We start from the raw sequence: 11,896 nt of genomic DNA on the forward strand, positions 1-11,896 counted from the left end.
TGCTACGAGTTTCGCTATTATCGTTATTCAATAGTCACTAATAAGCTTTGCCTATTTAAAAGACTTTTGTGGCAAAGCTATTATTTCGTTCTGGCATTTGTGGGTAGCTCAATTTATAGTGCAGTTATGACTACCGTCTTTTACTTCTAACTTTTGTATTTAAGTTCTGATTTATCAGGCATATAACAAGCAATTCAACGGGACTTTTACAGCTGGCTGTGCTCGTTCCTCGCAAATTTTAGCCAGCAATAAAAGCCCATTAATTGGGCGTTATATGCAATTCTGAAGTAGGGTGCTTTAGCTAATAATTTAGTTGCTAACTTTTACTTTTGTAAGTGCTGCTACGAGTATCGCTATTGTAGTTTTCCAATAGTCACTAATAAGCTTTGTTGTTTTTATTACTACGTAATGTAACAAAGCTATTATTTCGTACTGGCATTTGTGGGTAGCTCAATTTATAGTGCGTTTATTACTACCGTCTTTTACTTCTAACTTTTGTATTTAAGTTCAGGTTTATCAGGCATATAACAAGCAATTCAACGGGACTTTTACAGCTGGCTGTGCTTGTTCCTCGCAATTATAGCCAGCAATAAAAGCCCATTAATTGGGCGTTAGGCGTTTATCGTTTGGTTCATTTTAATTTAATTAATAAAAGGAAGTCGTATGAATAAGGATGTAATTGTAAAATTTATTGAAAATGTTAAGTTGTTAATTCAAGAGAATGGAGAAAAAGAAGATGCTTTTTTAACAATTGAGATTGTGGAAAGTATTAATGATTTCATTAATAAAGACGACTTCTTTAATTCAAATATTATTGGAAAGTATTTAACGGAATACATATCTTCAATCATGAAAGTTAAAAGCCTAAAGTACGATGATGAAACCTTCGATGCAATATACTTTCTTTGGTCAGTTATAGATGCGTACTCTGATGAAGAGACTAGAGGTTTAGTAACATCATCGATTACAGATACTGATTCATTTTCTAACTTTAAAGTTTATATTCAAGGGATGAGGCATAATTCGTAAGCATATTTACATTATATTAATCACGCCTAACAAGCAATTTAACGGGACTTTTACAGCTGGCTGTGCTCGTCCCTCGCTATTTTAGCCAGCAATAAAAGCCCATTAATTGGGCGTTATAGGTACTACATGGTTCAGCACTGTTGTCAGAATATGGATGATTCATTAAAGTTTGAATGCACTGATCATGCTAATGAATTTGAGTGCCCTGATACTTTAATTACATATAACGCAAAATTTGACGAATATGGACTTATTATTCATGACGGTGGCAGTAGCTCTAAAGCCATTTATTTTTGTTCGTGGTGTGGTTCAAAGTTACCTGATTCAAAGCGAGACTTGTGGTTTAATACTTTAGAAAATTTAGGTTTTGACGAGCCGTCAGAGCAAAATATCCCAAAAGAATTTAAATCAGGCGCTTGGTACAAATACCTATAACAAGGCATTGCAGCAGGACTAAAAACAGCTGGCTATTGCTCGTGCCTCGCTTATTTTAGCCATCAATTTTTAGCCTCTGAATGAGGCGTTATATGCAATTAATGTAGTAGGGTGCTTTAGCTAATAATTTGGTTATTAACTTTTACTTTTGTAAGTTCTGCTACGGGTTTCGCTATTGTAGTTATTCAATAGTCACTAATAAGCTTTGTTGTTTTTATTACTTCGTAATGTAACAAAGCTATTATTTCGTTCTAGTATTTGTGGGTAGCTCAATTTATAGTGCGTTTATGACTACCGTCTTTTACTTTGAACTTCAGTAATTAAGTTCAATTTTATCAGGCATATAACAAGCAATTCAACGGGACTTTTACAGCTGGCTGTGCTCGTCCCTCGCAAATTATAGCCAGCAATAAAATGGGCGTTAGTTGCCCTTATAGCTCGAGTTAAATTAATCTTATGTATAAATATTTTACTATTCTTTCATTTGCTTTATTCACGGTTAATGCTTTTGCTGAAAGTGACTGTTTAAATAAATTGAAAGGGACTAACGTCAAAAGTATTGTTGATACTTGTTTTACCTTTGAAAAAGGTAAAAGGAATATGGCAATAATATTTGGAACAAATTTTAGTCATGAATTTGGTAGTATAAACAATCCTTCAATTGAAGCTATTTATTTAAAAAACATAGCAGATAAAGGAAACCCTCAAGCACAATTTGTATGGGGAAAATTTATATTAGGCCTTGCATACGATAAAATATCTGATTTAGACATTAAAAAGGAATCTCAAGATTGGGTAAACAAATCAGCGGCAAATGGTTACCCTTTAGCAATGTTCTCTATCGTTAACTCTTATGTAAATTCAATCACATTGAAAAGTGAAACTGAGAAGCAATATGCAATAGCTTTAGCAGAGTCATTAATTGATAACGGATTTCCAGAGGTAAAAGAGTTATTAAATAAAATTAAAGGCAGTATTAGTAAAGATGATTTCACCCTCACTCTTAATAAACTATATGAAGATCACGAAAAGTTGAAAGCGCAGCAAATCTTAGATTTAGCTAGTATTTATGTCAAAGGAAAGTATTCTTATTCTCGGTATAAATCTTTAAATTTAGGAAGAAAAAATTCCAAAGTAAGTAAAAATATTGAAAAAAGTATTTTATTATTAAAGTACTCAATTGAAGTATATAAGAGTCCTAAAGCAGGTTATCAATTAGGTAAAATTTTAGAAAAAACAAACTCTAGTGAGGCTGTAGAGTACTATTTATGGGCAGCAGAAAATGAACACTCAGAAGCTGCGGGTTGGATAGGCGAGTTTTATGCTTGTACAGGTGAAAAAGAAACCGGAATAAGCTGGTTACACAAAGCACAAGTATTAGGTTATGAGTATGCCGAAGACTCTTTAGGCGAAATAGAAGATCTAGGTGAACCAACAAATTGCCTTCCATTATGGAATAGCTGGGCTAAAGAATAGTTGAGGTTACTTGGCAGCTAACAAGCAATTCAACGGGACTTTTACAGCTGGCTGTGCTCGTCCCTCGCAAATTATAGCCAGCAATAAAAGCCCATTAATTGGGCGTTAGACTTTTAGGAGAAGTAATTGAGTAATTCAACATGGAATAATATAAGTAACGTTGCTGGATGGATTGGTGCTGTTGTTGCTTGTGTTGGTTTGTACTTCCAATTTTTTAATAAAAACCACGAAATGAGCTTATCTGTAACATCATTCGAAGTTGCTAAAGACGAGGTTATTTTAGGAGTGATTTATAAAAACTCTGGTGATTATCAAGAAGCCATTTTGAATGGCAACGTTACAATGGATAATTCAAATTCAAAAGGCGAGTTAGGTGGTGTAGGGTTTGGTTTTAATTTAGCAGACTGCTTTACCCCTATAGTTTTAGAGCCAAACGAAATCTCTCATAAGTATTATAAAATACCATTAAAAAGGTTAATTCTTGATAAGGATTATATTGTTGGAAATACCATCAGTAGTGTAGTTGGTGCTAGGTTCTATTTCTTGTTACCGGATAATCGAGTTGGTAGTGAAGGGTTTAATTTAGGTGAAGTTATACATAGAGTTAAAGAAGGTAATATTAAAAAATTTGAGGTTACAGAGAATAGTCATACATTTAACTTTGAATCCAAAGGTAATTTTGGATTAGGCAGCACGGGTTCTCATCCAGATCCTGAATATGATGTTAACCACTGTGACAAAAAAGTCTAACAAGTTACTCAAACGGACGCTAAACAGTTTGCTAGCGCTCGTTCCTCGCAATTTTAGCCAACTTATGTGGACTACCTCCTGTCAACAACAAAACTTAAAACAAAGAAATTAATGCATACTTATGTACGAGCTCTAAATGAGAAGCTATCTCAGGCTCTTTGATATTTACGCGAACTGGTTGTCAAATCTATAAAGCGAGCACTAGGCTCTTAGTTGGCTACTGACTAAACCAGTTGATTTTTATCTTCGTTAGTGCATTTTGTCGTTTGAACTCGTATTAAGCTGCGAGTAATTCAGCTTTGTATTCTGTACCTTGTGTTAACATCGCAAACGCTGTTCTTACTGTTTTATTTGCTAACGCTACTGCAGCACACTTTTTACCTCTACGTTCAACTAAGCCTTGGATCCAGGCATCTTTTTTTGTTTTAGCTTTTCGCTTCATTGCGTGCTGAACTGCTGCAGTTGCGCCACAGATTAGTTGACTTCTTAGCCGACTATTTTTGCAAAACTTCCCTATAGAGCCTAACTTAACTAAGCCGCCTGATGAATGCTGTATCGGCGTTAAGCCAATACAGGCCGAGGCGTCTTTTCCTTTACTGAAATACCCAATATCTAAACAGCCCAACGCAATATAAAGGTTAATTGCATTCATTGGACCAACACCTTCTAGCTTAGTGAGCTTTTTACATTCTGGGTGGGCAGAAACCGAACGTTCCATACAGTTATCATAATGCTTAATATCTTCAAACAGCCCTCTCAAGTGCTCTTTTGCTAAGAAAATAGCCCTGCGAAACTCTGTTGACAAGCAATTGCAGGCATCTTCTAACACACTTTCTATTGCTGAAATTATTCCTCCTCTACGGCTTGAAATTTTGATGTTTAATTCAAAAAGCAAAGCAATGAGTTGTTTTTGAGAGGCGTCGCGTTGTTTAACCGATAATTCTCTTAAGCGTTTAATGGACTGTAGTTGTTGTTGCTCAACCGTTTTTCCGCCAATATAAGTCACATCTGGCATGAAGGTGGTCTGAACAATAGCGAGGGCGTCGTTTTTATCTGTTTTTTGACTTTGTCTGACGACTGATACCAGTTTCGCTGAAACTAACCTGGCATCATGACCTGCTTCAATGGCTTTTTGTTTCCAGTAGTTAGACGTACTACAAGCTTCAAATATTATCGTAACGGGTTTATTGTTGATAAGCCAATAAAGGAATTCTTCCGGTGTCATTTCGATATTCGACTGCACTTTATTGTTTCTATAAATACAAACTTGAATAACTTTTTTTGCTAAATCAACGCCAACTCTAGTACGATACATATTAGGACTCTTTATAATATTTTGGTGTGGTAACTACAATATTACCTCACTCGTTAAGGGTGAGGGAGTCCAATTATCTATCATTTTGCCTCTTAGTGAGGCGTTATATGCCATCGAATCGGCGAGTATTCTGCATGAAAGTAAAAATTGACGATATTATTGACGCTGTAGATTTTGATAGTGATATGAGTGAATCATATTTAAACACAAAGACGGAACAAGTCTGTATGTTTACTGATGAGGAGCTCCGAGCAGCAGAAATAGACTTATCTGATTCTGCTGAGTGGTATCGTGAAGCTGTCGCTAGTGCCAAACATTATTTAGAAAATCAGGATGACTATTTGTCTTTGCCTGAAAAATACGATTTTAATGAGTACCGTATCATAGAGAAATTTATCGCTCGAGTGGTTATTCCTAAGCAGTCAGAAATGTTATCCCGTTCGATACATGGTAAAGGTGCATTCAGACGTTTTAAAACTGAGCTAGAAAAGCTTGGGTTGGTAGATGAATGGCATAAATATCGAGGTCAAAAGTTGCGAGAATTTGTTGAGTTTTGGTGCAAAGAAAATAAAATTGATTTTGAGTAGGTAAATTCTAACAAATCATTAAAGCAGGACAGGAAACAGCTGATTTTTGCTCGTGCCTCGCTAATTTTAGCCAGCAATAAAAGCCCATTAATTGGGCGTTAGCCGTATAGTTGTAACCTTGAAGTAATGTGATACTATTGTGATACATTATTTAAATGTTTATATAAGGTTTATTATGAGAGTTGAACTTGTAACAACACTTAAACGGCAAGCTACTAAAATTCTAGCTGAGCTACATACATCAAAAGAACCTGTACTAATAACTGAACATGGTCAACCATCTGCTTACTTAGTTGATGTGGAAGATTATGAGTTTATGCAACAGCGAATGGCTATCCTTGAAGGTGTTGCGCGCGGTGAGCAAGCAATTAAAAATGGTGAAACGTTCTCAAATCAAGAAGCAAAAGAGAAAATGAGTAAATGGCTGAAGTAATATGGACATCACCAGCCCTAGATGATTTAAACGAGATCGCTGAATACATTGCTTTAAGTAATCTTTCTGCTGCAAAGAAATTGACTCAGAAAATATTTGATAAAATCTCTAGATTAGAAAATCATCCGGAATCAGGTAAAAGACCACAGGAATTGGTGAACTTAAATTATCGTGAAGTCAATGTGAATCCTTGTCGTATTTTTTATAAAGTGGATAGAGACAAAGTTTATATTTTACATGTTATGCGGCAAGAACGAGATCTGCGTAGGTTTCTTTTACGGAGTTAAATACGGCTAACAAGTCATTGCAAAGGACCGCTAACAGTTTGCTCGGTTCCGCTTCGCTTCACATTTTAGCAAACAATTTTTAGCCTCTTATTGGGGCGTTAGTTTGTTTTCAAGCTAACGGGTAAATTTTGATATTTTATAAACACAATTTAAAAAGAACTTTAATGACAACAGTTACAAATGGGATAAGCGTATAACAGCCAAACGATACAACTCTATTGAGCATGGGAATATTAACAACGTAACATCTATAGTACTTCATAGAACTGCAGGTTCGAGTGCTACTTCATCTCTGAATGGTTATGTTGCGGGGCAAAAAACTGGAGCTCATTTTTTAATTGCTAATGATGGAACAATATCCCAAACAGCAAGTTTAGAAAAACTCTGTTGGCATGTTGGTATCTTATATTCTCGGTGTGTCGACGAAAAATCATGTGATCCTAAAGAATTAAAAACTGTTAATAGTTTGCTTCATCAAAAAGGATTTTCATTTTCAAAAAGAGTAAAAAATGCATCTAGACATGAGTTAGGAAAAGCTTATCCTCTTCGTTATCCTTCAAATAATGATTCATTAGGAATTGAGGTCGTAGGTCGCTTTAACAAAGCTACAAATATCTTTGAGCGACCAACAAATGAACAGTTTAAATCATTGAAGTTGTTAGTGGATATATTATTAAAGGAGTTCTCTTTAACCTTAAATAAAGATGTTTACGCACATGGTGTAATTGCTAGGAAAAAGAAAGCAGAAGGAATCCAGTTGCTTCAATATTTAAAAGTTGGGGTTGCTCCATGATAAAAAATATCATTTGTTTAGGCACTGCTTTTTTTATTACATCTTGTGCCTTTAATCATGAAAAAAAATTCAAATATTGACAACAAAAAAAGTTGTCGATATCACCAAACAGGGATCTAAGGTTTGTGATAACTTTATACTGACAGAAAGTGAAATTACTTTATATTTTCAAACTGCGGAGCAAGTCAGTAATGAAGAAGCTCACGGAGAGTCAATTATTATGCCTTGTAAATATTCAGGGGAATTGACAATGAATAAGGAGACCTATTCATATGAGGTATTTGCTGGGGGGGCTGGGTATATTTACGATGATAAAGGGTGGGTTCTAAAAAACTTCATTTGCAAAAATAATAATTGTTGTAGTAGCTTTTCAAACCTGTGCTGAAGCGTTTAGGTTGTAACAACAAACTAACAAGAAAATCAACAAGGACAAAAAACAGTTGGCTTTTGCTCCTTCGTCGCTAATTATAGCCAACAATTTTTTGCCCGTTAATTGGGGATTGGTATTTAACTGAGGTAATTTATTATGGGAATACTTTCTAACAAGATTGCTATCGTAACTGGTTCGTCACGAGGTATAGGTGAAGAAATAGCTAAGACACTTGCAAAAGCTGGTGCTAGTGTGGTGATTAATTACTCTGCAAGCAGAGATTCAGCTGAACGCGTGGTATCTGATATTACGGCATCGGGAGGTATAGCTATTGCTATAAAAGCTGATGTCAGCAAAGCTGAACAAGTTGCGTCGCTGTTCGACGCTGTTATTGGCCAATTCGGTAAAGTAGATATTCTTGTCAATAACGCAGGGACTATTCTGTACAAAACCATTGAAAATACAACGGATAATGATTTTGATCATATCTTATCTGTTAATATTAAAGGCACATTTAACACGCTCCGTGAAGCAGCTTCGCGTCTTGAAAATAACGGTCGAATCATTAATTTTTCAAGTTCAACAACAAGATTAATGCTTCCAACTTATGGCGCATACTGTGCGACAAAGGGAGCCGTAGAACAACTGACGAGAGTTTTTTCAAAAGAGGTGGGTTCAAGGGGAATTACAGTTAATGCAGTTTCTCCAGGGCCAACGAACACTGAACTTTTTACAGAAGGTAAGAGCCAAGAGGTTATAGATCGACTTGCAGGCATGGCTGCACTTGGCCGTATCGGTGAACCAATTGATATTGCGCGTATTGTACTTTTCCTTGTTAGTGATGAGGCATCTTGGGTTACGGGTCAGAATATCGGTGCAAACGGAGGATTCGCCTAAAAAATTGCTGCACACGGACACATACTGCTACGCTCCACTTTGCACAAAATGCTCTCCGCAGTTTGTGCCGTGAGCCAAGCGTTGGCTTCTCCCACAAAGGTATAGATAATGAGTAAACTGGAAAAGTTTTGGGATGGAGCATCTAAAAACTACGACAAGACTGAAGAACGATTTGAGTACATTCATAGTAAATCTAGAGAAAATGCCCAAAAATTCCTCAAAGGTAGCGATACCGTTCTCGATTACGGGTGTGGGACAGGAACTGCAACATGCCAATTTTCCTGTCAGGTCAAAAAGGTTTACGCTATTGATATATCATCGAAAATGATTGAAATAGCAAGGGGGAAAGCAGCGGTTGCGAAAGTTGAGAACGTAAACTTCGAGCAAGCTGATATTTTTGATAGCGAATTTGATAAAGGATCATATGATGTCATTCTAGCTTTTAATATGTTACATACCGTTTCTAGCCCACAGGATGTAGTACTGAGAATAAATGAATTGCTAAAGCCTGAAGGTTTGTTCATTTCTGTAACACCTTGCTTGCGTCAAAAGATGTCATTTTTAGTTAATCTTCAAATCCAGCTAGTGCGAGTCTTGTGTAAACTTGGACTCATTCCCATTCCTATAAGAAGAGTCATAAGCTCTGAGGTAGAAAACTTATTAGAGGCAGGCGGGTTTCAAGTGGTTGAATCTGAAGAGATATACAAAGACGCATCTAGCTATTTTGTTGTGGCTAAGAAGTTACAAAAAAAATAACAAGACTAAGTGGTGCACTTGGATGTGAATCGAGCTTGAATTAAGGGGGTTTATAGTATGAAATTGATTGTATCCACTCCACAATCACTGAAGTTCTAGATAATTTAGTATTTGCTAGTATGTGTTAGAAATATAAGGTATTTCAGAAGAACTAAAAATAGCAAGTTGTTGATTGAGTCTTATCTTAGTCAACCATTTTTAGTTTATTAATTAGGTGTCGATAAATCATTAAAGTAAGATAAAAAATGTTAATGGACCTTTATATAGTAGCGATTATCAATAATTATTTGGTTTGTTATATAGGTTGATGTAGTTGCGAGTTAATAGACGAATTTTAATGAAAGTAAAATATGAAACAGCTAGATTAATTATCAGATCGTTGAATATAGATGATGCTGATTTTATTCTTAGGTTGTTAAATGAAGAGTCTTTTATTCGCAACATAGCTGATAAGAATGTACGAACCAATGCTGACGCGATCAATTATCTTATTCATGGTCCTATGTTGAGTTATGAGGTAAATGGATTTGGTTTAAATTTAGTCGTGTTAAAATCTTCAGGAACTCCCATTGGGATGTGTGGTTTACTTAAGAGAGAAGAGCTGGAATATCCTGATTTAGGTTACGCACTTTTACCTGAGTTTTGTGGAAGAGGTTATGCAAGAGAAGCGGCTAGCTCTATTCTACAAGAAGAGGCTGTTTCATGTTGTTTAAATACTCTTTTGGCTATTACGTTTCCCGATAATTTAAGTTCGAATAAATTATTGAAAAAAATTGGCTTTACCTTAAAGGGAACTATGGAGCTTTACGGGTTACAAAATAATTTATATGAGTATAGAGCTTGAGTAAGATAACCATTTCATGAGTTACAGAATTTTTATTTCAATATTTAGCAATTTTTAGACTTTGATCGTTTAAGTAATGCAGCAACCCAAATGGATACAATTGACTGTATTTCGTTTTTTATTTTATATCAGACATTTCCTCTATTTAATTCATTATGTGTTTATATTAACCAAGCGTTTAAGATAAATATTTAGTGGTGCACCTCTTTATTTTTCTTGCCTTATTTTGTCTTTTTTTTAAGCGATATATTCATTTAACTTAATATTAATTATGTTATGTTATTTAAACTAGCTTTTATTTTAAGCGGCTTATTAAAATATGTATGATTCTGTTTTTTTGAAGTTAACCTACGTAACCTAGGCTAGTCGTGGGGAGTCATTATGTCTATGTACAATAAGTTTTGAGCGAGTTTAACTATTAATAAATAGAGGAGAAGTTTATGTTATTCGCCACAAACCGTACCCCTAAACAATCAGACAAGACTAAAAAGGGACGCAAAATCAGTTTTTCAATGCAGAATACCAGTGTTCGACAAGATATGTATTTTTGTCGAAGAAATGGTGTTGATGATTATACTGAAATTGGTAGCAAAGCATTTTTTCAAGCATTAAAATATTTAGGTAACAACACTCAAATTTTATTTTATATTCATGGTTTTAATAACATTGGTGAGTCAGATATATTTCCAAATGCTGCAGTTTTACAAGGGATGTTTGACGAATTAATGCCAGATCTTGTTCATGTTGTTCCTCTTATTTGGCCATGTGATGATGACTCTGTTGTGGCATTTATGGATGACTATTGGGACGACCAACGTGCTTCAAGATCGAGTGGCGATGCTTTTTCACGTATGTTTGGTATGTTTGATAACTGGCGTAAAGAAGAAGCTAAAAAAGTTGACCCTTGTACTCGCAGAATGAACGTATTAGCGCACTCTATGGGGAACCGTGTTTTAAGAAACGCAATAAGTAACTGGGTAACTTATGATATGGCAGGTAATATGCCACAGTTATTCCGTAATGTTTTTATGGTGGCTGCAGATGTTGTTAATCACACCTTAGAATATAAAGAAAAGGGCTGTTATATTCCTGATTCAGCAAGAAATGTAGTGGTGTATTATGCTAATGATGATCTGGCTATGCCGGCAAGTAAACTGGCAAACTTAAAGAATATGACTGCATCACGCCGGTTAGGTATGACGGGGCCAGAATCTATGTTGGAAGGGCGTTTAGCGCGTAATGTTTACGAAGTTGACTGTGATAATTTTAATAATAGCTGGGGTGATAAAAAAGGACATACTTATTTTTTAAGAAATAAAAGTGGAACCATTAGCCCCGTTATACATCATATGATTGCTGCAATTGACGGTGGTAGAGTTCAACCAGCAGATCGTCATCATGTACTTATAAAACCTGAATAGCCTGATTTATATCAATTTGCATTAAACAGGCTATTTTTATTTAATTGCCTGCTCTATCCATTTTTTGGGTTAGTATAAGAAAAGAGAAACTTAATGAATTTAATTAAACGCCCTGTAAACTCACATAATGCTTACCATGCACATATTTACTTTGAGCAAGAAACATTATCTTTCGCTACTGATTTATGTGAAAAAGCAGGTGAGTATTTTAATTTGAAAGTTGGCCGTATTCATCAGCAACCTGTTGGACCTCATCCTAAATGGAGTTGCCAAATATCATTTAGTAAAAAACATTTTGATGAATTTGTTGCTTGGCTTGAATTTAATCGTAAAGACTTAACCGTTTTTATCCATCCCTTGTCGGGTAACGATTTAGATGATCATACCCTCTATGCTTATTGGTTAGGGGATAGTGTTAAGCTAAATACATCAATGTTTGAAGGTTAAAAAACAAGCTTGTTACGTATTTGTTTTTTTTAAATGTTTATTTTCTTACTCACTTG

General features: G+C 35.3%; 14 protein-coding genes. 13 read left to right on the forward strand and 1 reads right to left on the reverse strand.

Annotated elements, in window-relative coordinates; genetic code table 11:
- Positions 1-663 precede the first annotated feature (663 nt).
- The 4 genes from AC0L5Q_RS02530 to AC0L5Q_RS02545 all read left to right on the forward strand — a co-directional run bounded on the left by AC0L5Q_RS02530 (position 664) and on the right by AC0L5Q_RS02545 (position 3,690).
- A complete protein-coding gene (locus tag AC0L5Q_RS02530; RefSeq protein ID WP_473614147.1) occupies positions 664-1,029 on the forward strand; it encodes a hypothetical protein in 366 nt (121 codons plus the stop codon).
- Positions 1,030-1,155: 126 nt separating this feature from the next.
- Positions 1,156-1,464, forward strand: coding sequence for a DUF6980 family protein (locus tag AC0L5Q_RS02535; RefSeq protein ID WP_473614148.1), 309 nt, complete (start codon positions 1,156-1,158; stop codon positions 1,462-1,464).
- Positions 1,465-2,064: 600 nt separating this feature from the next.
- The gene (locus AC0L5Q_RS02540) at positions 2,065-2,940 is read left to right on the forward strand and encodes an SEL1-like repeat protein (protein WP_473614149.1); all 876 of its coding nucleotides are present in this window, start codon (positions 2,065-2,067) and stop codon (positions 2,938-2,940) included.
- A 126-nt stretch (positions 2,941-3,066) separates the two neighbouring features.
- Positions 3,067-3,690 carry a hypothetical protein gene (locus AC0L5Q_RS02545; protein ID WP_473614150.1) on the forward strand — a complete coding sequence of 208 codons (624 nt, stop codon included), beginning with the start codon at positions 3,067-3,069 and terminating at the stop codon, positions 3,688-3,690.
- Between the two features lie 277 nt (positions 3,691-3,967).
- On the opposite strand, the gene AC0L5Q_RS02550 is transcribed toward AC0L5Q_RS02545, so the two are convergent.
- A complete protein-coding gene (locus AC0L5Q_RS02550; RefSeq protein WP_473614151.1) occupies positions 3,968-5,005 on the reverse strand; it encodes an IS110 family RNA-guided transposase in 1,038 nt (345 codons plus the stop codon).
- A 134-nt stretch (positions 5,006-5,139) separates the two neighbouring features.
- On the opposite strand from AC0L5Q_RS02550, the gene AC0L5Q_RS02555 reads away from it, so the two are divergent.
- The 9 genes from AC0L5Q_RS02555 to AC0L5Q_RS02595 all read left to right on the forward strand — a co-directional run bounded on the left by AC0L5Q_RS02555 (position 5,140) and on the right by AC0L5Q_RS02595 (position 11,840).
- Positions 5,140-5,592 (forward strand): UPF0158 family protein, encoded by a 453-nt coding sequence (locus AC0L5Q_RS02555; RefSeq protein ID WP_473614152.1) that lies wholly within the window; start codon positions 5,140-5,142, stop codon positions 5,590-5,592.
- Between the two features lie 175 nt (positions 5,593-5,767).
- Positions 5,768-6,025 carry a type II toxin-antitoxin system Phd/YefM family antitoxin gene (locus AC0L5Q_RS02560; protein WP_473614153.1) on the forward strand — a complete coding sequence of 86 codons (258 nt, stop codon included), beginning with the start codon at positions 5,768-5,770 and terminating at the stop codon, positions 6,023-6,025.
- Entirely contained in the window at positions 6,013-6,312 is a 300-nt protein-coding gene (locus tag AC0L5Q_RS02565; RefSeq protein WP_473614154.1) for a type II toxin-antitoxin system RelE/ParE family toxin, read from the forward strand. The genes AC0L5Q_RS02560 and AC0L5Q_RS02565 overlap by 13 nt, the downstream gene beginning before the upstream one ends.
- A 250-nt stretch (positions 6,313-6,562) precedes the next feature.
- Entirely contained in the window at positions 6,563-7,105 is a 543-nt protein-coding gene (locus AC0L5Q_RS02570; RefSeq protein ID WP_473618248.1) for a peptidoglycan recognition protein family protein, read from the forward strand.
- 526 nt (positions 7,106-7,631) lie between these two features.
- The gene (locus AC0L5Q_RS02575; protein ID WP_473614155.1) at positions 7,632-8,372 is read left to right on the forward strand and encodes an SDR family oxidoreductase; all 741 of its coding nucleotides are present in this window, start codon (positions 7,632-7,634) and stop codon (positions 8,370-8,372) included.
- A 108-nt stretch (positions 8,373-8,480) separates the two neighbouring features.
- On the forward strand, positions 8,481-9,128 hold the full coding sequence (locus AC0L5Q_RS02580) for a class I SAM-dependent methyltransferase (RefSeq protein ID WP_473614156.1): 648 nt from the start codon (positions 8,481-8,483) through the stop codon (positions 9,126-9,128).
- Positions 9,129-9,465: 337 nt separating this feature from the next.
- Positions 9,466-9,972, forward strand: a complete 507-nt coding sequence (locus AC0L5Q_RS02585; RefSeq protein WP_473614157.1) for a GNAT family N-acetyltransferase — start codon at positions 9,466-9,468, stop codon at positions 9,970-9,972.
- A 440-nt stretch (positions 9,973-10,412) separates the two neighbouring features.
- Positions 10,413-11,393, forward strand: coding sequence for an alpha/beta hydrolase (locus AC0L5Q_RS02590; protein WP_473614158.1), 981 nt, complete (start codon positions 10,413-10,415; stop codon positions 11,391-11,393).
- A 93-nt stretch (positions 11,394-11,486) separates the two neighbouring features.
- Entirely contained in the window at positions 11,487-11,840 is a 354-nt protein-coding gene (locus tag AC0L5Q_RS02595; protein WP_473614159.1) for a DOPA 4,5-dioxygenase family protein, read from the forward strand.
- Positions 11,841-11,896: the final 56 nt, after the last annotated feature.

It is taken from the genome of Pseudocolwellia sp. G5-9 (assembly GCF_055808995.1).